The sequence below is a fragment of the Aquimarina sp. KJ22-3 genome, assembly GCF_055808215.1.
In genome coordinates this window covers 3,132,952-3,153,310 of sequence record NZ_CM147859.1, presented here as the reverse complement: position 1 = coordinate 3,153,310, position 20,359 = coordinate 3,132,952, and the positions used below count along the sequence as shown (strand labels likewise).

The 20,359-nt window shown below is 35.4% G+C and carries 20 protein-coding genes, 1 other RNA gene and 1 pseudogene; 11 read left to right on the top strand and 11 right to left on the bottom strand.

From position 1 onward, the window contains the following. The first annotated feature begins 41 nt into the window (after positions 1-41). Positions 42-1,319, top strand: coding sequence for an ornithine--oxo-acid transaminase (gene rocD / locus AC0L3Q_RS14615; RefSeq protein ID WP_473280399.1), 1,278 nt, complete (start codon positions 42-44; stop codon positions 1,317-1,319). A gap of 1 nt (position 1,320) precedes the next feature. Here rocD and AC0L3Q_RS14610 read toward each other — a convergent pair whose 3' ends face one another. Beyond that, positions 1,321-1,494 carry a Brp/Blh family beta-carotene 15,15'-dioxygenase gene (locus AC0L3Q_RS14610; RefSeq protein ID WP_473280396.1) on the bottom strand — a complete coding sequence of 58 codons (174 nt, stop codon included), beginning with the start codon at positions 1,492-1,494 and terminating at the stop codon, positions 1,321-1,323. Further along, complete coding sequence (locus AC0L3Q_RS14605) at positions 1,491-2,219, bottom strand: Brp/Blh family beta-carotene 15,15'-dioxygenase (RefSeq protein WP_473280393.1); 729 nt, start codon at positions 2,217-2,219, stop codon at positions 1,491-1,493. Before AC0L3Q_RS14605 ends, AC0L3Q_RS14610 begins: the two co-directional genes overlap by 4 nt. Positions 2,220-2,298: 79 nt before the next feature. On the opposite strand from AC0L3Q_RS14605, the pseudogene AC0L3Q_RS14600 reads away from it, so the two are divergent. Continuing rightward, positions 2,299-3,035, top strand: a pseudogene (locus tag AC0L3Q_RS14600) (bacteriorhodopsin-like). Positions 3,036-3,134: 99 nt separating this feature from the next. Here AC0L3Q_RS14600 and AC0L3Q_RS14595 read toward each other — a convergent pair. Both AC0L3Q_RS14595 and AC0L3Q_RS14590 read right to left on the bottom strand, forming a co-directional pair. Then, a complete protein-coding gene (locus AC0L3Q_RS14595) occupies positions 3,135-3,455 on the bottom strand; it encodes a CCC motif membrane protein (protein ID WP_073314301.1) in 321 nt (106 codons plus the stop codon). 20 nt (positions 3,456-3,475) lie between these two features. After that, positions 3,476-3,757 carry a DUF2752 domain-containing protein gene (locus AC0L3Q_RS14590; protein ID WP_073314299.1) on the bottom strand — a complete coding sequence of 94 codons (282 nt, stop codon included), beginning with the start codon at positions 3,755-3,757 and terminating at the stop codon, positions 3,476-3,478. A gap of 93 nt (positions 3,758-3,850) precedes the next feature. Between AC0L3Q_RS14590 and AC0L3Q_RS14585 the strand changes: the two genes are divergently transcribed. Together AC0L3Q_RS14585 and AC0L3Q_RS14580 are read left to right on the top strand one after the other, a co-directional pair. After that, on the top strand, positions 3,851-4,060 hold the full coding sequence (locus tag AC0L3Q_RS14585; RefSeq protein WP_473280389.1) for a hypothetical protein: 210 nt from the start codon (positions 3,851-3,853) through the stop codon (positions 4,058-4,060). Continuing rightward, complete coding sequence (locus AC0L3Q_RS14580; RefSeq protein WP_473280387.1) at positions 4,057-4,623, top strand: Smr/MutS family protein; 567 nt, start codon at positions 4,057-4,059, stop codon at positions 4,621-4,623. The genes AC0L3Q_RS14585 and AC0L3Q_RS14580 overlap by 4 nt, the downstream gene beginning before the upstream one ends. Here AC0L3Q_RS14580 and AC0L3Q_RS14575 read toward each other — a convergent pair. Both AC0L3Q_RS14575 and AC0L3Q_RS14570 read right to left on the bottom strand, forming a co-directional pair. Then, positions 4,610-5,134, bottom strand: coding sequence for a hypothetical protein (locus tag AC0L3Q_RS14575; protein ID WP_473280384.1), 525 nt, complete (start codon positions 5,132-5,134; stop codon positions 4,610-4,612). The two genes, AC0L3Q_RS14580 and AC0L3Q_RS14575, sit on opposite strands and share 14 nt — an antisense overlap. Before the next feature lie 9 nt (positions 5,135-5,143). Then, positions 5,144-6,043, bottom strand: coding sequence for a hypothetical protein (locus AC0L3Q_RS14570; protein WP_473280381.1), 900 nt, complete (start codon positions 6,041-6,043; stop codon positions 5,144-5,146). Between the two features lie 258 nt (positions 6,044-6,301). Between AC0L3Q_RS14570 and AC0L3Q_RS14565 the strand changes: the two genes are divergently transcribed. Beyond that, on the top strand, positions 6,302-7,450 hold the full coding sequence (locus tag AC0L3Q_RS14565; RefSeq protein WP_473280378.1) for a cysteine desulfurase family protein: 1,149 nt from the start codon (positions 6,302-6,304) through the stop codon (positions 7,448-7,450). Here AC0L3Q_RS14565 and AC0L3Q_RS14560 read toward each other — a convergent pair. Genes AC0L3Q_RS14560 through AC0L3Q_RS14550 form a run of 3 tightly spaced genes read right to left on the bottom strand, consistent with a single transcriptional unit; the run spans position 7,447 to position 12,722 of the window. Then, positions 7,447-9,918, bottom strand: a complete 2,472-nt coding sequence (locus tag AC0L3Q_RS14560) for a TonB-dependent receptor (protein ID WP_473280376.1) — start codon at positions 9,916-9,918, stop codon at positions 7,447-7,449. The two genes, AC0L3Q_RS14565 and AC0L3Q_RS14560, sit on opposite strands and share 4 nt — an antisense overlap. A 15-nt stretch (positions 9,919-9,933) precedes the next feature. After that, on the bottom strand, positions 9,934-11,622 hold the full coding sequence (locus AC0L3Q_RS14555; protein ID WP_473280373.1) for a M23 family metallopeptidase: 1,689 nt from the start codon (positions 11,620-11,622) through the stop codon (positions 9,934-9,936). 53 nt (positions 11,623-11,675) lie between these two features. Continuing rightward, positions 11,676-12,722, bottom strand: a complete 1,047-nt coding sequence (locus AC0L3Q_RS14550) for a glycosyltransferase (RefSeq protein ID WP_473280370.1) — start codon at positions 12,720-12,722, stop codon at positions 11,676-11,678. 175 nt (positions 12,723-12,897) lie between these two features. Here AC0L3Q_RS14550 and glf point away from each other — a divergent pair, with 175 nt between their 5' ends. From glf to rny, 5 genes are all read left to right on the top strand, one after another. Then, positions 12,898-14,022 (top strand): UDP-galactopyranose mutase, encoded by a 1,125-nt coding sequence (gene glf, locus AC0L3Q_RS14545; RefSeq protein ID WP_473280368.1) that lies wholly within the window; start codon positions 12,898-12,900, stop codon positions 14,020-14,022. An 85-nt stretch (positions 14,023-14,107) separates the two neighbouring features. Continuing rightward, complete coding sequence (locus tag AC0L3Q_RS14540) at positions 14,108-14,398, top strand: hypothetical protein (protein ID WP_073314280.1); 291 nt, start codon at positions 14,108-14,110, stop codon at positions 14,396-14,398. Positions 14,399-14,405: 7 nt separating this feature from the next. Further along, positions 14,406-14,696: a cell division protein ZapA gene (locus AC0L3Q_RS14535; RefSeq protein WP_473280366.1), complete on the top strand. Its 291-nt coding sequence runs from the start codon at positions 14,406-14,408 to the stop codon at positions 14,694-14,696. Positions 14,697-14,747: 51 nt separating this feature from the next. Then, a non-coding RNA gene (ssrS, locus tag AC0L3Q_RS14530) (6S RNA) lies at positions 14,748-14,854 on the top strand. Positions 14,855-14,909: 55 nt separating this feature from the next. Further along, complete coding sequence (rny, locus tag AC0L3Q_RS14525; RefSeq protein ID WP_073314276.1) at positions 14,910-16,475, top strand: ribonuclease Y; 1,566 nt, start codon at positions 14,910-14,912, stop codon at positions 16,473-16,475. A gap of 59 nt (positions 16,476-16,534) precedes the next feature. On the opposite strand, the gene AC0L3Q_RS14520 is transcribed toward rny, so the two are convergent. Both AC0L3Q_RS14520 and AC0L3Q_RS14515 read right to left on the bottom strand, forming a co-directional pair. Next, complete coding sequence (locus tag AC0L3Q_RS14520; RefSeq protein ID WP_473280364.1) at positions 16,535-16,921, bottom strand: hypothetical protein; 387 nt, start codon at positions 16,919-16,921, stop codon at positions 16,535-16,537. Positions 16,922-17,043: 122 nt separating this feature from the next. Further along, a complete protein-coding gene (locus tag AC0L3Q_RS14515; RefSeq protein WP_473280361.1) occupies positions 17,044-18,084 on the bottom strand; it encodes a LacI family DNA-binding transcriptional regulator in 1,041 nt (346 codons plus the stop codon). 527 nt (positions 18,085-18,611) lie between these two features. Between AC0L3Q_RS14515 and AC0L3Q_RS14510 the strand changes: the two genes are divergently transcribed. Continuing rightward, positions 18,612-20,228: a sodium:solute symporter gene (locus AC0L3Q_RS14510; protein WP_473280358.1), complete on the top strand. Its 1,617-nt coding sequence runs from the start codon at positions 18,612-18,614 to the stop codon at positions 20,226-20,228. Positions 20,229-20,359 lie beyond the last annotated feature (131 nt).

The window sequence follows — 20,359 nt, the reverse complement described above, 5'->3', positions numbered from 1 at the left end:
TACAGAAGGAATGGTTATTTTATCAATTTAAATTATTAAAAATGGCTGTTTTAGAAAATTTAACTTCGCAACAAGCAATTGATTTAGAGAACAAGTATGGAGCTCATAATTACCATCCACTACCAGTGGTTTTGAGTAAGGGAGAAGGAGTGTATGTTTGGGACGTAGAAGGAAACAAATACTATGATTTTCTTAGTGCGTATTCTGCGGTAAACCAAGGACATTGTCATCCAAAGATTGTGGATGCAATGACAAGTCAGGCTAAGACCTTAACGCTTACCTCTAGAGCATTTTACAATGATAAACTTGGTGAATACGAGAAATTTGCCACAGATTACTTTGGATTTGACAAACTGCTACCTATGAATACTGGAGCAGAAGCTGTAGAAACGGCGCTTAAGGTATGTAGAAGATGGGCGTATCAAGAAAAAGGTATTGCTGAAAATGATGCCCAGATTATCGTTTGTGAAAACAATTTTCATGGAAGAACTACAACCATCATATCATTTTCTAATGATCCTGTAGCTAGAAAGAACTTTGGGCCATACACCCAAGGTTTTATTAAAATAGAATATGATAATCTTACTGCATTAGAAGATGCGTTGTCTAACAACAAAAATGTAGCAGGATTTTTGGTAGAGCCTATACAAGGTGAAGCAGGAGTTTATGTGCCATCTGAAGATTATCTGGAAAAAGCAAAGGCATTATGTGAGAAACACAATGTGTTATTTATCGCCGATGAAGTCCAAACTGGTATTGCCAGAACGGGAAGATTGTTGGCTACTTGTGGAAACTGTTCTTGTCAGGATAAAAATTGTTCAGGAACTCCTCAGGTAAAACCTGATATTCTGATCTTAGGTAAGGCATTAAGTGGTGGAGCATATCCAGTATCTGCTGTTTTGGCTAATGATGATATCATGAAAGTGATCACTCCAGGAAGTCATGGTAGTACTTTTGGTGGAAATCCAATCGCTGCTGCAGTGGCTATGGCTGCTTTAGAAGTAGTAAGAGATGAAGAACTTGCAGAGAATGCATTTCAATTAGGAGCTTTATTTCGAGAAGAAATGAACAAATACATTGAGAATTCTAATATTGTAAGACTTGTTCGTGGAAAAGGATTGTTGAATGCTATCGTAATTAATGATTCTGAAGATAGCGATACCGCCTGGAATATTTGTGTGGCTTTAAAAGAGAATGGTCTTTTGGCAAAACCTACCCATGGTAATATCATTCGTTTTGCACCACCATTGGTAATGAACAAAGAGCAATTATTAGAGTGTGTAGCGATAATCACAAAAACTTTGAAGGCGTTCGAATAAACTACTGTTTATTAAGTCTGTTCATTACCCAAACATGAGGAAAGGTAATAGCTGCTATTAGAGTAAAGAATATAGACAGAAATAGCTTGTCTTCATTTCTTAGTATCCAATATAATAATAGCAAACCTACAATGGTTACCAACCAGTATATAAAAGAGGATTTCAGGTATTTCATGAAATCCTTTTTTTATGCGTTCCATACAAAAAAACTACTTGATCGGCTAAAGAAGGAATACTATGCCAAAAAATGAAGTATATAGCAAAAGCCCATAGTAAAGAAGCAGTATGAAAGACAATGTAAAAGACTAAAAAATAAAACACTTCCCGCACAATCTCTATTTTCAGGTTTTTTTTGAAAAACAAAAGGGTCCCTAAACCAATAAAAGAACTGGTACAAAAAACAAGAATATATAGAAACAGATTTTTACCTATAACTACTCCTGTTATATTTTGAATTATGGGAGCGACTTCTTGATAGTTGGTAAAAAACAAAAGAAAGAAGATGGTTAGTCCATAGAAGGTATAAAATAGATTTGAAGTCAGAGTGACTTCTGTCAACTTAACATACCAGTGTTGTTCTCCAAAATGATATGCACTACACAAAATAAATATAAGTAATAGAGGAAACGGTAAGAAATAGAAAAGGGCAATTCCAACAAGAACAAAGCCGATATATAGGATGAGAACATTAAAGAATGTTCCGAACCCCCTAGTACTATTCGCTTTTTGAATTAGCTTAATGTCATTTGTTCCATGCAAAATACCCAATGATAGGATCAATGTATAGGCTAAAACGTCTTCAATATCATTTTCGAAATATGTAGCTATCCAAAGTGAGAAAAACGTAGCAATCAAGGCGAAATTTTGCAAATAATTGATTGTGTGAGCGTTATTTTTCATTTTTGTTTAATAAATTTTTCTTAAAGTTAAACAAAATTTGTTTAATGTTTATTAATTTTAGTTAAACAAAATAATAACTATGAAAAATTTACAATTATTACTTTCGATGACCCCTGAAATATCCAACACCGATTACGTTGGATTTACGTTTTTTGTAGGTTGCATGGCTATGATGGCCGCTTCCGTGTTTTTTTCTTCTCGATGAATAGTTATGACAGGAAATGGAGAACCTCCATTTTGATTTCTGGATTAATCACATTTATTGCCGCAGTTCACTATTGGTATATGAGAGACTACTGGTACGATAATGGATCATCACCAACATTTTTTAGATATGTAGATTGGATTCTCACGGTACCGTTGATGTGTGTAGAATTCTACTTAATTCTAAAAGTAGCGGGAGCTAAGAAGTCTTTAATGTGGCGTTTGATCATATTATCTGTAGTGATGTTAGTCACTGGGTACTTTGGAGAAGCTGTCTACAGAGATCAAGCTTGGCTTTGGGGACTTATATCCGGTATAGCTTATTTCATAATTGTATATGACATTTGGCTAGGAAAAGCCAAAAAACTTGCACAAGAAGCTGGCGGAGCAGTGCTTTCTGCACACAAAACGCTATGTTGGTTTGTACTGGTCGGATGGGCAATTTATCCTATAGGTTATATGGCAGGTACTCCTGGTTGGTATGATGGAATTTTTGGAGGATTAGCAATGGACGTAATATACAACATTGGTGATGCAATCAATAAAATTGGATTCGGTTTGGTAGTGTATAATCTGGCTGTAACAGCTTCTACAACTACAGCAGAGGCTTAAGTATAAGCCTGTTTTAACTAACTAATCAATCAACAATAAAACAAAATCCCGCATCAAGCGGGATTTTTTTATGAGAGTACGTGAGATTAATCCGTTTGATTAACCACCGTAGTTTTTCATGATTTCTTCTTGCATTTCTAGAATACCGTCGTATCCTACTGTAGCAAACATAAAAATTACATACGCTAGGTAAAGAGCACTAACGATTAAACCAATGATCGCTAAAATCTTACCAGTTTTTACATTTTGATAACCCGTATACAATTCTGGATTTTCATTATATAAAGCAGTTGCTTTTTTCGCCATAATGATTGCGATAATAGCAAAAATAATTCCGAATCCGTAACAACAGCATCCCACTATAGATAGAATACCAAATACTAAAATCAGGGTGGAATTGGGTAACGTCTGTTTTTCCATAATATTGATTAATTGATTAGTTAAAAAATAATTTTCATTTTGATTACATAACTTATAATCATGGTAAGTATGGTAGTAATCATGAGACCGGCTTTGATAACCTGATCATATCTAAACTTAACAAATAAGTTAAATCCTAAAAAAATAAGTAATAATAAAAGAGGATAAATAGCAGGATACATCTGAAACGCTGCTGCAAACTCACCTTTGAATAAAAGAGCTATGGATCTTTGCATGCCACAGCCCATACAATCAACCCCAAAAATCTTTTTATTAAGGCAAGGAAGCATGTATTTTTCCAATAGAAAAGGTTTTATTGTTTACTGCAATATACATAATTATGTTATTTGTCCTATAAACCTTTACAAAAATCTATTATTTGATATTTTTGCAGTATGATTACAGCTAAGTTGAAAAGAGTTTTAAGTTTGTTGCTTATTCTTATGGGAGCGATTGCGCTTATAAGTGAAATTGCCTCTACGCAAAAGAACTACTATATACAAAGTATTGGAGTTGTTTTGTTAATGTTAGGATTGTTTATGGTGAATACAAAATTGTCATCAAAATCCGAGGTGGAACAAGAAGAATATTTGGAGGAAGAATGATAAAAATTGGGGATATCGTATCTGTTTTGGATGAGCCTATTACTGGTAAGGTTATAGGAATAAATGCTTCAGAAGTTACTATTGCTTCTGAAGACGGTTTTGATATGACTTTTTTGATAAGCGAAGTGGTTAAGATTGAATCTCAAGAAATGATCATTCCTTCATATGAAGAAGTGCATGAGAATCTTCAGGATAAAGAAATCTTTAAAAAGAAACCAAAAAGAAAGAGTAGTATCAAACCTAAAGAAAGACATTTACCTCCGATGGAAGTCGATCTGCATATCGATAAGCTCATAAAATCTACAAAAGGAATGACCAACCATGATATGGTTACGTTACAATTGGATACCGCAAAGAGACAGTTGGATTTTGCAATTCAGAAACGGATTCCTAAAGTTGTGTTTATTCACGGAGTAGGGCAAGGAGTTTTAAAAGAGGAATTAAAATACCTTTTTGGAAGATATGATAATGTGAGGATCTCAGACGCGAATTATCGAAAATATGGTCTGGGAGCCATGGAAGTATATATTCTTCAAAATCCTAAATCATCTACTTGGGAATAGTAATTTCATCGGAACCAAAATTGATTCGTTCCTGTCTTACCTCGATATCCGCGCCACCTAAAGTAATATTTTCAAGAAGAATGGAGCGTGTATAGGTAATATCTGTATCTGTCTGGCTTAGCTCTGTATAGGTAAAAGTAGCCGTACCATTTGAACTTATTAATTCTTGAGTTACTTGTATATTTGCCGGAGGAACGCTACTGCAAAAATACGTATCTCCATCGATGCTGGTGTCAAACTGCCTGTATACCAATGTATTGGTTGTGCTGTTTAAGGTTACTGAGAAAGTGAGATCTGTAGGGACGGTATTCAATTCAAAAGTAGTGCTGGTAAAACTTAAAGATAAGGCTTGATTGATGGAAGGATCTACCTTAAAAAAAACAAAGTCATCTCCATTAGAACAGTTTTCTACGGCTGCAGTAAAATCGAAATTGTCTTCGATCACATCTCCTTCACTACATCCTACTATAAAAGTGATAGCTGTTAATATGCAATAAATTCTAAACTTCATATACTTGTTTTACAATTCTGTGGTAATAGAAATGGTTGTTTCTCTAGATCCAAATGAGAAATTATCATCTTGAAAATTCCCGTTATTACCATCAAACTGTATTCCGGTTATGTTTACAGTAGTGGTAAATGTGGTTTGAATAGTGTTGTCTTTTGAAGGAGCAACAATTACTTCGGCGTTGGTAGATGCTGGATCCAAATAAAAGGGTAAATCTCCAGGTGCAGCACGATCATCTCTAGGGTTACCATTTTGATTTGCATCCTCATTTCGAGTTAAGATTCCATCGTTATCATCATCTTCTTCCAGATAATCTGGGATTCCATCTTCATCCGTATCCCTGGGATCATCATTATCTGGAATACTGTTTGCCAATTCCTCACTGGTTAAAATATTATCATTGTCATCATCCTGATCCAGATAATTTGGGATTCCGTCTCCATCGGTATCGTCATCGTCGAAGTTCCCGTTTCCATTTAAGTCTTCATCTTCAGCAGCTATTCCATCATTATCATCTTGCAAGGTTATCAGAGTTTCAATTGCTGCAGTTCCGGCAATACCAATCATTTCTTCGGTAACAATAACATCACCAGGAGGAATGTTGGAACAATAATAATCAGCAGTAATAGCAATATTAAACTGTCTATAGATCAAACTACTGTTTCCGTCATTCAAATTGATCAAAATAGGCATGGCAGTCTCTTCGGTTTCAGAAAAATCGGCACTTACGAAATTGAAAGATATCGCTTCGTTAACCCCCTGATTGATTTTAAAGAAAACAAACTCATTGTCCGCAGCTCCACTACATAATTGAAGGTCAACATCGTCAAATTCGAAACTTGTAATGATGATATCACCATCATCACAAGACCATAATAGGGTTATAAAAAGAAGAAAAACAAATCTTTTCATAGGTATATACACTAGTGATATTAACTTTTAAAACATTTACACAACTAAAGACGATTAAAAAAAGTAAATATTCACGGTTATTTTAGTTATGATTTTTGACAAAAGTAAAGGAATTGAAAGATTATAACGTGTCTTGCTGAAAATAATTTTATTTGAGTAGTTTTGTAGTGCTAAAAATTGTGAATTTCTTAAAATGTCAGAGGAATTTTTATAGTTTTTTTCAGTATCCTAGAATAAACAACTAATCAATTGATTTTCATGCAAAAAGTTTATTTTGATAGTGCCGCAACCACACAAGTAAGACCAGAAGTTATACAGAAGATGATATCAGTACTAGAGGAAGATTTTGGAAATCCTTCTTCTACTCATGGATTTGGACGTTCTGCCAAGAATCATATCGAGCAGGCTCGTAAAAATATTGCAGGGTATTTGGGAGTTAAGGCTTCTGAAATCATTTTCACCTCTGGAGGTACAGAGGCTGATAATCTCGCGCTTAACAGTGCAGTTCGTGATTTGGGAGTACAACATATCATTACTTCAAAGATAGAACATCATGCAGTGTTGCATACCGTTCAGGAAATCGAATCCAGAAGTGGTATTAGAGTGAGCTATGTGGAGATTAAAGAAGATGGAAGTATTGACTACGATCATCTAACGTCTCTTTTGCAAGATGCCACAGAAAAAACTTTGGTTAGTTTGATGCACGTTAATAATGAGGTAGGAACTATTTTGGATATTCAAAGAGTGGGGGAGTTATGCAAAGAGCACAATGCTCTTTTTCATAGTGATATGGTACAATCCATTGGTCATTTGGAAGTAAATTTGGCTGAGCTTCATGTAGACTTTACAGCGGTGAGTGCGCATAAATTTCATGGCCCAAAAGGAGTAGGGTTTGCCTATATCAGAAAGAATTCTGGTTTGAAGCCACTAATTTTTGGAGGAGAGCAGGAGCGTGGTTACAGAGCAGGTACCGAAAGTGTTCATAATATTGCCGGTATGGATGAAGCGCTGAAATTAGCTTTTGAACATCTTACCGAGGAAAAAACATATATCCAGGATCTGAAACAATACTTTGTAGATACTCTAAAGCAAGAAATAGAAGGTGTAAAGTTTAATGCAAAGTGTTGTCAACCGGATCATAGTACCTATACGCTAATTAATGTATGCTTACCTGTTCCTGTAGAAAAAGCAGGGATTCTGTTATTTCATTTGGATATCAATGGTATCGCCTGTTCTAAGGGAAGTGCTTGTCAAAGTGGAAGTAGCAAAGGGTCTCATGTACTTTCAGAAATATTGACTGATGAAGATCTACAAAAGCCTTCTGTTCGTTTTTCATTTTCAAAATACAACACAAAAGAAGAAGTGGATTATGTAGTAGATGTGCTAAAGAAATTTATAGAAGACTAGAATTTCATTCCCATTCTTACATTAAATACTCGCGGCGTTAAGAAATTAGGAACTGCAAACTGTCGTTGGCTAGAAGCATCTCTTACAAAGGTATTGGTAATCGAGTTTTGATTATCAAAAATATTATAGATCTCCACACCAAGACTTAGTTCTCTGAATGTGTTGAAGAAGTTCCCTTCTTTTAAACGCTTATTAGCATCAACCACGACATAGGATACTCCCAGATCAGCTCGGCGATAATCTCGAAGTCTTGATTGAAATTCGTATGGGTCTGCAAAACTTGGTGATCCACCAGGTACACCAGTCTGGTACACAAGGTTGAGATACCCTTTCAAACTTGGTATCGAAGGTACATAATCCTGCAATAGAATTCCTACTTTAAGGCGTTGATCTGTAGGTCTGGAGATGTACCCCCGATTATCAATGTTTTCTTCGGTTTTTAAATATCCAATACTTACCCAGCTTTCTGTACCGGGAACAAATTCTCCGTTTAAACGAACATCTGCTCCAGCGGCATAAGCTTCAGCATTGTTTCTTGCTCGATAACGAATTCTTACATTTTCTATGGTGTATGGATTTACATCAGTCAGCTTTTTGTAAAATACTTCCGATGTTAATTTGAATGGACGATTCCATAGCTTAAAACTATAATCATTACCCAACACTACATGGATGGATTGTTGTGCTTTTACTTCTGGTCGTACCACTCCAAGAGAATCTCTTAGTTCCCTGTAGAATGGTGGTTGATGATAGAACCCACCTGAAAGCCTAAAAAGCATATCTGCTTCCCAATTGGGTTTGATGGCGAATTGTGCTCTTGGGCTAACGACAATTTGTGAGTCTGAACTACTAACTGTCGCTCCAGAGATATTCCAGTTATGTGTGCGAACACCAATATTTGCCCAAATTTCATTGTCTTTGATCGTGGAGCGAATGCTATATTGAGCATATCCCGAAATTCTATCTATTTTGGTTTCATTAATTGCTCTTACACTGGTAAAAGGTACAATAGGACTTGCAAAAGGAGTAAAAGGCTGATCGTTGACAAAGTCATTAAACGGTGGTCTGATGGCAAAACCAGCAGAGTCCACAATTTCAAATTCTTGTAAACGATCTTTGATATCTTCGTGCGTATATTTTATCCCCCAATCAAATTGATGTTGATCTTTTTTATAAGTTCCCCGATGCTCTGCATTAAATATGAGTGCATCAAGATCGTTTCGCGCATGAGTGAGCTGCGAACCAATACCTTCGGCAAATTCTATTTCTCCCAAATCTTCACTTCCGATATCAGTATTAACCGTTCCCAGGGCGTAAGATGCCAAAATATCAAAATGTTCTTGCTCTTGTGTTTGATATGCAGATCCTATAAATCTTAATGTTAGGTTTTCGTTGGGTTTGTAAGTTCCTTTTAAAGCTCCAAAATAAGTGTCATAACGATCTTCTTCCTGACCTTGATAATTTACTCTTAAGGCTTGAACGGTTTGTAGGGTCCCAAAGTTAATTTGTTCGGTTATGGGCTCGTAATCGTATTTGTTAATAGCTAAGTTACCTAAGAATCCCAGCTCGAAGGTGTTTGAAATGTTGTATGATAAATACGTTTGTATATCTGCAAATAATGGCTGAAAATTAGTCTCGGTATTTCGGGCATCTACCAATAGTCGATTGTCTCTATATCGTACACCCACCATACCTGATAGTTTTTTGTTTTTTGAAATAGCTCCTGCAGCAACGCTTCCTCCAAGTAGACTCAAGTTAGCAGTAGCATTCGCCCGGGTGGGTCTTTTGTAAGTGATATCCAGAACGGAAGAGAGTTTATCTCCATATTTTGCCTGGAATCCCCCTGCAGAAAAATCTACATTACGCACCAAATCACTATTCACAAAACTTAGACCTTCCTGTTGTCCGGATCGGATTAGGAAAGGACGGTATACTTCAATTTCATTGATATAGACTAAGTTTTCATCAAAATTACCTCCTCGTACTGCATATTGTGTACTTAGTTCATTATTTGAACTCACTCCAGGAAGACTTTTTAGTAAGGCTTCTACACCGGCGTTAGCTGATGGTGTCGTACGAATGGTTTCTGGATCTAGCGTGGTAATTCCCTCTACCGTTTTTCGTTCTCGACCCGATATGACTACGGTGCTTATTTGTTCTACATTAGTCTTTAGAACAGGGTTCAATTCATACTCTTGATTTTCTTCAAGATTAATGGTGAATTCTAAACTTTTAAGTGCAATATGAGAGACTTTAATAGTAACCTCTTTATTAGCGGGAATGCTTAGCTCATATACTCCGTTTTGATCGGATTGTGTACCAGAATTTTCAAAACTGATATTTGCTCCTTGTACTGGTGTGTTATTTTCGTCGAGTATGATACCTTTCAACAGTGCCTTTTGTGCAACCGTACTACTGCTTATGAAAAGAGTAAAAAAGGTGAAGAGAAAGAGTAAGCGATTTTTCAAAAAAGTGAGTTGGTTTTAAGGTTTTCTATAAAATGTGGTTTCAAATGTAGCTCGATTGCCTACATTATCTAACACTACAAGTTTAAAATTATTTTCTGAATCTGTAACAATTTTGTCGTTAAAATCATAAATCAGCATTCCGGTTTTGTAATCGTATTCCATCAAAATAAACTTCCCATTTAATGTGCCACGATAGCTTTTTACCCCTGATCCAGAGTCATTGATTTTAATTTTTAGATGGGTAGCACTAGAGATCCACTTTTTACTGGACACATTGATTGGAACAATGACCGGCTTTTGTGTATCCGAAAAAAGTGAATAGGTACCAAATGTTCTTGTACGTGTAGAAAAACGTTTTCCTTTCTTATAGGTTCTGGAGTACGAGGATTTTTTATCGCTGATAACTCTTCCGATATACATTTTCTTTAGGTCCTCATCCTTGTATCTCGACACATCAAATGCCAAAGTCATATTTTTGTGTAACGGAGTCTGATCATTATGAATTTTGGCAGTTTCTCCACTAACCGATATATCGAGATAAGTATCTTCATACAGACTTCCTTTAGGAATTAAAAGATCAAATAAACCCGAATTGTAGGTGAAGTTTTCATTAGCCAATGCAAGATCAGGGGTTTCAATGGTTTCTTTTATTTTGATCTGATCTACTTTTTTACCTTGTATAGGTACCTCGATGGTAGTGCTATTGTTTTTGAAATCTTTAATTTCAATCAAATAACTATAAGATAGGCTATCTTTTACGGTCAAAATACCGTTGTTTTCTTTCTTTTTGTAAACGGATAATGGATTATTGGGTTCGACATACAATTTACTGATCCTTGATCGGTACTTCTTATAGTATTCATAATCGATTAGCCGATTCACATAACGAGTTTCAGAAAATGAAAATCGATTCATTTGAAATTTAAGATTTTCCTGACCATTGATGGCGGTAGTAATCTCAAAAACACCATTTCTATTAGGTGCTAGATCCAGTTTATCTATGGTAGAAACTCCAAACCCAATTTCTCCTAAAGCAGTAATAGGTTCTGCTTTATAGTTTCCATTCTCTTGTGGAGTAAGTGTAAGTCTGTAGGGGAGTTGCGCTCCATTTACATGTGATTCTTTCTCCAAACTATAGGCCCAAAGGCTATTGATAATTGGTCTTTTGGTGTCTTGTGCTTCTATTCCAAATAGCATAGGATTCATTGGTCTGGATCTGTTATCTCTTATTTCAAAATGTAAATGAGGTCCCGAGCTTCCTCCAGTATTACCACTATAGGCAATGGTATCTCCTTTTTTTACCGTTAAGGTGCCGGATTTTGGAAAGAGTTCTATTTCATAAGATTCCTTGTCGTATTGTCTTTTCTTTACATAGGCTTCAATTTCGGGAGCAAACTTTTGAAGATGAGCATATACTGAAGTATATCCATTGGGATGAGCAATATAAAGTGCTTTTCCATATCCTCCATGAGAAACCTTTATTCTACTTACCCTTCCAGATGCGCTGGCGTATACATTCAGCCCTTCTTCACCATTGGTTTTAAGATCTAATCCCGAATGGAAGTGATTCGATCGGAGTTCCCCAAAGGTACCCGAAACAACAGATTCAATATCAAGAGGGTGGGCAAAATATCCTGTTTTGAGATCATCTTGACCGTGACAAAAGAAAATACTACATATGAATATCAAAAGACTTAAACGCATAGACGAAATAGAATAGGTGTTTACGGATTATAAAACTACTTATTTTTTTAGAGTTACATTTGTTTTAAGGAGGCATTTACAGCATCTTTAAGATATCCACCACTAATTATTTTTGTTCTGGCTTTATCAACATTGGCTTTCATGGTTAAATACTCCTCTTGAGTTAGCCTTGCTAGTGTATCACTCAAATCGGCAAGGTTGCTAATCGCAATACCAAGTCCATTTTCCAAAACAAAAGTACTTATGGCTGCTTTATCCCAAACAACAATAGGAAGACCACATAGCAAATACAAGGATGTTTTGTGTGGATTGTTAAACATTAAATATCGTCCATATTGTCCACTACATTCTTCGGTAGAAATACCATCCCAAACCAAACCAAACGATCCTTCAATATGATAGGCTACCACGTCTGAAGGGAAAGCTCCTTGATACGATAAAACCGATGTTTCTTTAGGGGCTTTTAGTTTTTCATAATCAAAACCAATGCCATAGAGCTTCATTTTGAAATCATTCTTTTCTAAAGTATCTAAATCATAGATGTACGAATTTTTTCCTTCACCAAAACCTCCAGCATATACGATTTCGTAAGGTTTTGTTCCTTTGTTTTCATTATTTTGAGTAGGTAATCCTTTTTGAAGTATATAATCAAAGATTCCTAGCACAACCACTGGGATGTTTATGTTTTGTTCCAAAAACCACTTTTTCATGGCTTCATTATGAACAATGATGACGTCGGATCCTTTGATTTTTTTTAAATCCTTATCTACATTACCTGTTCGACCTTTCAAAAATCGCACATCATGAACAATAGTGATGATTTTACACCCTTTTAGTTTTGCCATAAACATGACATAATTTCTAAACTTATTTAAGGGATATTGCGTGCATAATGTACTTTTGAAAGGAAGTCTTAACAAGGCGATAGAAATACCAAAAAAGTTTTTGATGGTTCCGATCGCAGAATTGGGGATAGATGATTGTTTGAAACCAAGATTTTTAAAACCCATATCCTTCAATATCCACTCGCAATCTGTTTTTGCTTTGCCAGCAGCATTAAAAAGGGATTTATAATTTCTTGATATATAATAGCTCCTCATAGTGTTCTAATTTCAGGAAGGAAAGATACATACATTTTGTTTTTTTGTGCTACAATGGAATGATATTTTATTCGTTCAACTTTTGAGAGGAAATATGTAAAATTAAGTCACCATAAAAGCTTAGCTTTGGCAAATATTGATCTCTCAGTATATAGAGATTTTAAAAACAGAACTAGTGAAAGAAAAGAAATATGATTATTTAATTGTTGGGGCAGGACTTTTTGGGAGTGTTTTTGCTCATGAGATGACCAAGAGAGATAAAAAATGCTTGGTTATCGACAAGCGAGATCATTTAGGAGGAAATGTATATTGTGAGGAAAAGGAAGGGATTAATGTTCATAAATATGGGGCTCATATTTTTCATACCAATGACAAAAGAATTTGGGATTATGTAAATCAGTTTGCCACCTTTAATAATTATGTCAATTCGCCGGTATCTCTATCCAAAGGAAAATTGTACAATTTACCTTTTAATATGAATACTTTTTATCAGCTATGGGGGACCAAAACTCCGGAAGAGGCTAAAGCGGTAATCGATAAACAAATTGAAGAGTACGGTTCAAAATCTCCCAAAAACTTGGAGGAGCAGGCCTTGTCTTTGGTAGGGAAGGATATTTATGAAACTTTAATCAAAGAATATACCGAGAAACAATGGGGTAAAAAAGCAACAGAATTACCTGCATTTATTATAAAAAGACTACCAGTACGTTATACGTATAATAACAATTACTTTAATGATAAGTATCAAGGAATTCCTGAGGGAGGATATAACAAGATCATCGAAGGATTGTTAGAAGGTGTCGAAACCAAAACCGGTGTTGACTTTTTTCAGGATAAAGAACAATTACTATCATTAGCAGATAAGATAGTGTATACCGGAAAGATAGATGAGTTCTATGAGTACAAATACGGACAATTAGAGTATCGTTCCTTACGTTTCGAACATGAATTGCATGATATGCCCAATTATCAAGGAAATGCAGTGGTAAACTATAATGATAGCGAATATGCGTTTACCAGAATAATCGAGCACAAGCATTTTGAGTTTGGAAATCAGGAAAAAACGATAGTTACCAAAGAGTATCCAGAACAATGGGATCGCACCAAAGAAGCGTATTATCCTATCAATAATGACCAAAATCAAGAGGTATTTAGACAATACAAAAAAGAAGCCGAGAAAGAGGATAGTGTCATTTTTGGCGGACGGTTAGCAGAATATCGATATTATGATATGCACCAAATCATAGCATCTTCTCTAAACAAAGTACAAGAAGTTCTTAAGTTAGAAGCGAATACATAAAGCCTACAAAATTAGTTGAAAAACTATTGGGTTTTTTCAATTGGTATGTTAACTTTGTGTAACGAAGTATTGTGTAAAATTTATAATGAGTGATTTAATTGATATTGTTGATTCTCTTGAGAATAGGATAAGCAAACTGCTTCATAAGTATGAATTAATGAAAAGGCAGAATGTAGATCTCAAGAAGAAAATTCAGGAATTAGAGGCTAATTCCTCACTTCAACAAGATGAATTAAAGCATTGGGAAGAAAAGTTCAGTGCACTCAAAAATGCCAATGCAATACTGGGCAGTGACGAATATAAAAGGGAGACCAAGCTCAAAATAAACGCCTTGATAAGAGAGATAGATATGTGTATTGCACAACTCTCAGAATAATATATGTATGGCAGAAAAGCTTAAAATCAAACTATCAATAGCAGATCGGGTATATCCACTTACGATCAATCCTGAACAGGAAGAAGGATTACGTAAAGCTGCAAAAAAGATAGATGCTATGATAAAGCAATTTGAGCAGAGCTATGCGGTAAGAGATAAGCAAGACGTGTTAGCAATGTGTGCATTGCAATTTGCGGCTCAGGTCGAACAAAAAAGTATAGATAAAAACGACGATATGGTTAATGTAGCAAGCCGATTAAGTGCGCTTAATGAATTGCTGTATGATCATCTGTCATAACGTTCTTTAAAATAAATAAGGTTACTGCCTGCACTAGTTGTATTTTGATAAACTCAACAAGAATTAATTAAAAAGGGTGAGTTTAAGTTGTAAAAGCGCGCCGCCTTGAGCGGATTCTTGAGCAATTTGTTAGCCCTAAACCTGTTTTTACAGAGTTTATACGAAACCTTTACTAGTGCAGGCTTTTTTTATATATAAACATCAACAACAATTATGGATAACACTATATTTTTGATTGTAGCTTCGGTAGTGGGGTTAGTGGTAGGTTTTATTATCGCTAAGGTACTGGAGCGCAGTAAAGCATCAGAAATTATTAAAAATGCTAAGAAAACATCGGCAAGTATTGTTAGAGAAGCTAAAAGCGAAGGAGAAACAATAAAGAAAGATAAGATATTACAGGCCAAAGAAAAATTTATAGAACTGAAGTCTGAACATGAGAAAGTAATTCTCTCTCGTGATAAAAAGATGGCCGAGGCTGAAAAAAGAACTAGAGATAAAGAATCTCAGGTGTCTAACGAGCTGTCTAAAAACAAAAAATTAAATGTAGAGCTAGAAGATAAGATAAAGACGTACAATCAGCGTAATGAGTATCTAGACAAAAAACAGACTGAACTTAAAAAGCTACATAAGAGTCAAGTGCAGCAACTTGAGGTAATTTCTGGTTTGTCTGCAGAGGAGGCTAAAGAACAGCTGGTAGAGTCTTTAAAAGAACAAGCCAAAACGGATTCGATGGCTTTGATTCAGGATACCATTGAAGAAGCAAAGCTTACTGCTCAACAAGAAGCGAAGAAGGTAATTATCAATACGATCCAAAGAATCGGGACCGAAGAGGCTATAGATAATTGTGTTTCTGTATTTAATATTGAGAGCGATGATGTAAAAGGTAGGATTATTGGTAGAGAAGGACGAAACATTCGAGCAATAGAAGCAGCAACAGGAGTAGAAATTATTGTAGATGACACCCCAGAGGCAATTATTTTATCTTGTTTTGATTCTGTACGTCGTGAGGTTGCTAGGTTATCACTTCATAAACTAGTAACTGATGGTAGAATTCACCCAGCACGTATTGAAGAGATTGTAAAGAAGACCAAAAAACAGATTGAAGAAGAAATTATAGAAGTAGGTAAACGAACAGTAATCGACCTAGGAATTCATGGTTTACATCCCGAGTTGATTAAAACCGTAGGGAGAATGAAATACAGGTCTTCTTATGGTCAGAACCTGTTGCAACACTCCAGAGAAGTAGCTAAACTTTGTGGAGTAATGGCGGCAGAACTAGGGTTGAATCCTAAATTAGCCAAAAGAGCAGGATTGTTGCATGACATCGGTAAGGTGCCAGAAACAGAAACAGAGGTGCCTCATGCAATTCTGGGAATGCAATGGGCAGAAAAATACGGAGAGAAAGCAGAGGTTTGTAATGCTATTGGAGCTCACCACGACGAGGTAGAAATGACCTCTTTGATATCACCAATTATTCAGGTTTGTGATGCCATTAGTGGAGCAAGACCAGGAGCAAGACGTCAGGTGTTGGATTCTTATATTCAAAGATTAAAAGACTTGGAAGAAATAGCGTTTGCATTCGACGGAGTAAAAAAGGCCTATGCGATACAAGCAGGACGTGAACTTCGTGTAATTGTAGAGAGTGAAAAAGTAAATGATGAAAGAGCATCAAGCCTTTCTTTTGAAATTTCACAAAAGATTCAAACAGATATGACGTATCCAGGACAGGTAAAAGTGACCGTGATCAGAGAAACAAGGGCCGTAAATATTGCAAAATAAACGGGTCTGTATAATATGCATTTGGAAAGTGAAGTCGTTTGGCTTCACTTTTTTTGTGGCTAGTCGTGATGTTTTTTTAGGATTTCTTCTTTCCAGTCAATAGCTTCTTCTAAAGTTTCGAACAACCTAAAATCCTTTTTGAAAAACATCTTTTCCATTTCAAATTGTTGTTTTTGCTGTGGGTCTGGAGATACTACAGCGAATCCCATTAGATTCGGTATTTTGGAAGACTCTGCATGAATGATTGGGTTAATAGAAAAAGAATGTACCCGATGCGATATGTATACAAAAGGTTTGTTTTTGTAGTGGATGTCGATCAGCTTAGCAAATATTTTGAGGTTCTCTGGGGTAGTTGTTACACCCTCATGTATTCTTGAAATTACATAATTTTCATAAACATCTAGGTCGCAAAAGTCTAGATTATAGGATGTAATCATTTGTGCCATAGATGAGTAAGCTGGAATTTTAATTTACGATACGAATAATTTTCGTGAGTTTTGGACCTAACCTTCTATATTTTAAACACAAAAGGATAAAATATCTTAAATAGCTATGATGTACATAGAAGTTAGAAGACTTCAACAATACTCTTAGTACTCTCCCTTTCTATCAAGTTGGTTTTAATCACTTTGGTGGTGTAAGTTGTTGGAGTGTCTGTTTGTTCTATTCTATCAATTAGCATTTTGGCAGCAATTTCACCCAAATAGGTACTATGCTGACTTATTGTTGTAATAGAAGGACTTACATAGCGAGGTAATATCCCATTGGTGAAACCAATGATAGAAATATCTTCAGGAACCCGGTATCCTCTGGATTTCACCAGTTTTAAGGTGTTGACTGCTGCGTCTTCTTCAAGACAAAGGATGGCATCTACTTTTTTAGAATCTAGCATGATCTTCAATAAAGTATTGATGTCATTAAATTCGTCTACTTTCAAAATTAAGGCATCATCAATAGGTAGGTTCGCTTCCATAAGCGCTTGTTTGTATCCTTCTAATCTTAATTTACCTACGCTTAAACGATGAATATTGGATACAATAGCAATGTTTTGACATCCTGTATTTATAAAATGTTTGGTGGCGTTATAGGCTCCTTCTTTATCATTTACAACAACCTTATCACAATCGATAGCATCCGTGATACGATCGATCATCATCATTGGGATACCTTGATTAATGGTATTTTGAAAATGTCTAAAATCTCTTCTAACCTGGGTTTCTTCAGCAATGGATAAAATAAATCCATCCAAATACGAATTTTTTAAGAGTTCAATTGCTCCAGCTTCCTTTTCCAGAGATTCGTTAGAGATGCAGGTGATAAGATTGTATCCTTTTTCGGTAGCTATTTTTTCGATACCAACAAAAACTTTAGTAAAAAATTGATTCAACATATTTGGGATAATGACTCCAATGGTTTTGGTGTTTTTTTGTAACTCTACCCTTGGATCTATCATGAATGATTTATAGTTATGAGCTTCGGCGTATGCTCTAATTTTTGTTTTGGTTCCTATACTAATTTCATAACTGTCACTAAGTGCTTTGGATACCGTAGCGATAGATACATTGAACTCTTTCGCTATTGCTTTTTGAGTGATTCTATTCTTTTTCATACCGGACAAATTTCTAATATGAGTTTCAATACTTATTGCTATTACTTTTAATCAAGACCTTTTCATGATTAAAAGTTTTTAGTAGTTCTTATTGAAATTTAAATCATTTTTTCACCAATTAATTAGCATTATCTCATTAATTAATGTTTAAATTTTAAAATACAACATGATTTATAGGAGTTGCTTCAAATGTGATATTAAATAGAAGCGTCAATTTGAAATTCAGCGCATAAAAACTATATAAATCGTTTTATTATGAAACAGTATCATTATCAAAATAGCAATTGACTTTTTAGAATATTCATAATTAAAGAAAGACTACTCATATCATTTTAATAATTTCATAAGTTTTGATGCATCATGATTTATAGGATTTGCTTCAAATGTGTTATGCTGTTGCACGTTCATATAATAGTTTTGGTTTTTGTTAAGATTTTAAGTTAAAAAGAGAGTATTTGTTAGTAAATGTTTTTTCATTTTATGAAAAGTATATTCTCGTGTAATAAAAACAACAGTAATCATAGGATATGGAATCAGTCTTAGGACAATTAGATTGGGTGGTGCTAGGCACCTATTTTTTAGCATTAATTGGAGTAGCGGTATGGGTAATATTGCAAAAAAATAAAGATACAGCAGATTATTTTCTTGCAGGAAGAAATGTAGGATGGTTCGTAATCGGGGCCTCTATTTTTGCTTCCAATATTGGATCGGAGCATGTTGTAGGTTTGGCAGGAACGGGAGCAGAATCCGGAATGCCAATGGCACATTACGAACTGCATGCGTGGATAGTATTACTTTTGGGATGGTTGTTTCTCCCTTTTTATATGCGTAGTAAAGTATTTACCATGCCCGAGTTTTTAGAAAAACGTTTCGATAGCCGTTCAAGATGGTTTTTGTCTGTGTTTTCGTTAGCTGGATATGTAATTACCAAGGTTTCTGTGACTATTTATGCAGGAGGAATTGTAGTTTCAGAATTGCTGGGTATTCCTTTTTGGTATGGAGCTATTGGGATTGTTGTTTTCACCGGAGCATATACCATTATTGGAGGAATGAAAGCTGTAATCTATACCGAAACCTTACAAACAGTTGTGTTGATAGCCGGATCGATTATTATTACCTATCTAGGACTTCAAGAAGTTGGAGGATGGGAAAATCTAAGAGCAACAGCGGGTTCAGATCATTTTAATATGTGGAGACCAATGTCTGATCCAGATTTTCCTTGGACCGGTTTATTAATAGGAGGAACTATAGTAGGGGTATGGTATTGGTGTACTGATCAATATATAGTACAGCGAACTTTGGCAGCTAATAATATTAAGATTGGTAGGAGAGGTGCCATTTTTGGTGCTTATCTCAAGATACTTCCGATCTTTATTTTCCTGATCCCTGGGATTATAGCTTTCGCCCTAGCAAAACAGGGAGTTCTAGAATATGAAAGAGCAGATGAAGTATTTCCAGTACTGGTAAAAACATTGTTGCCAACAGGAATCAAAGGTTTGGTAGCTGGTGGTTTGATGGCTGCATTGATGAGCTCTTTGGCCTCAGTATTTAACTCTTGCTCTACGATATTCACCATAGATATTTATAAAAAATTGAAGCCAGAAACCCCTGAGAAGAAATTATTAAATATCGGACGGGTAGCTACCGCTTTGGTAGTGATTTTGGGAATTATTTGGATTCCGATTATGAATAAAATAGGAGGCGGAGTATTGTATCAATATTTGCAAAGTGTTCAATCCTATATTGCTCCTCCTATCACCGCAGTTTTTGTACTAGGCATCATTTGGAAGAGAGTAAATTCAAAAGCAGCAATTGTTACGTTGTTTTCCGGATTATTGATTGCCGGTCTACGTATTACTGCAGAGATTAGTAAGGACGATTTATCTGGAGTACTATATAAGTTTGCCACCATCAACTTTGCGCATATGGCTATTTTTATGTTTATTTTTTCCGTTTTGGTTTGTATTAGTACTAGTCTGGTAACCGCACCACCAAATTATCATGCGATTAAAGGATTGGCATTTGGAACACTTTCTCAATCTCAAAAAGAAGAGGCCAAAGCGAGCTTTACATGGTTGGATGTGGTGTTGTCTATTTTGTTAGTAGTCGTTGTAATTTCTGTATTGACTTATTTTACAGGATAATTGAATGGAGGTTATCGTCAGAAATAGCTTTTTGTTGAGTCACTCTTTAGGTAAAGTTGGATGGTAAAAAAGACAATAAAATATAAATACAGAAAAAGATAGTAACTTTATTTTTTGTAATACCCCTCGTT

Bases quoted from the DNA above. Each gene is read 5' to 3' on its own strand.
- AC0L3Q_RS14515 (WP_473280361.1), bottom strand. From the start codon at position 18,084: ATGAAAAAGAATAGAATCACTCAAAAAGCAATAGCGAAAGAGTTCAAT.
- AC0L3Q_RS14540 (WP_073314280.1), top strand. From the start codon at position 14,108: ATGAGTGATTTAATTGATATTGTTGATTCTCTTGAGAATAGGATAAGC.
- AC0L3Q_RS14610 (WP_473280396.1), bottom strand. From the start codon at position 1,494: ATGAAATACCTGAAATCCTCTTTTATATACTGGTTGGTAACCATTGTA.
- AC0L3Q_RS14535 (WP_473280366.1), top strand. From the start codon at position 14,406: ATGGCAGAAAAGCTTAAAATCAAACTATCAATAGCAGATCGGGTATAT.
- AC0L3Q_RS14605 (WP_473280393.1), bottom strand. From the start codon at position 2,219: ATGAAAAATAACGCTCACACAATCAATTATTTGCAAAATTTCGCCTTG.
- AC0L3Q_RS14555 (WP_473280373.1), bottom strand. From the start codon at position 11,622: ATGCGTTTAAGTCTTTTGATATTCATATGTAGTATTTTCTTTTGTCAC.
- rny (WP_073314276.1), top strand. From the start codon at position 14,910: ATGGATAACACTATATTTTTGATTGTAGCTTCGGTAGTGGGGTTAGTG.
- AC0L3Q_RS14575 (WP_473280384.1), bottom strand. From the start codon at position 5,134: ATGAAGTTTAGAATTTATTGCATATTAACAGCTATCACTTTTATAGTA.
- AC0L3Q_RS14550 (WP_473280370.1), bottom strand. From the start codon at position 12,722: ATGAGGAGCTATTATATATCAAGAAATTATAAATCCCTTTTTAATGCT.
- rocD (WP_473280399.1), top strand. From the start codon at position 42: ATGGCTGTTTTAGAAAATTTAACTTCGCAACAAGCAATTGATTTAGAG.
- AC0L3Q_RS14595 (WP_073314301.1), bottom strand. From the start codon at position 3,455: ATGGAAAAACAGACGTTACCCAATTCCACCCTGATTTTAGTATTTGGT.
- AC0L3Q_RS14510 (WP_473280358.1), top strand. From the start codon at position 18,612: ATGGAATCAGTCTTAGGACAATTAGATTGGGTGGTGCTAGGCACCTAT.
- AC0L3Q_RS14585 (WP_473280389.1), top strand. From the start codon at position 3,851: ATGATTACAGCTAAGTTGAAAAGAGTTTTAAGTTTGTTGCTTATTCTT.
- AC0L3Q_RS14565 (WP_473280378.1), top strand. From the start codon at position 6,302: ATGCAAAAAGTTTATTTTGATAGTGCCGCAACCACACAAGTAAGACCA.
- AC0L3Q_RS14570 (WP_473280381.1), bottom strand. From the start codon at position 6,043: ATGAAAAGATTTGTTTTTCTTCTTTTTATAACCCTATTATGGTCTTGT.
- AC0L3Q_RS14580 (WP_473280387.1), top strand. From the start codon at position 4,057: ATGATAAAAATTGGGGATATCGTATCTGTTTTGGATGAGCCTATTACT.
- AC0L3Q_RS14520 (WP_473280364.1), bottom strand. From the start codon at position 16,921: ATGGCACAAATGATTACATCCTATAATCTAGACTTTTGCGACCTAGAT.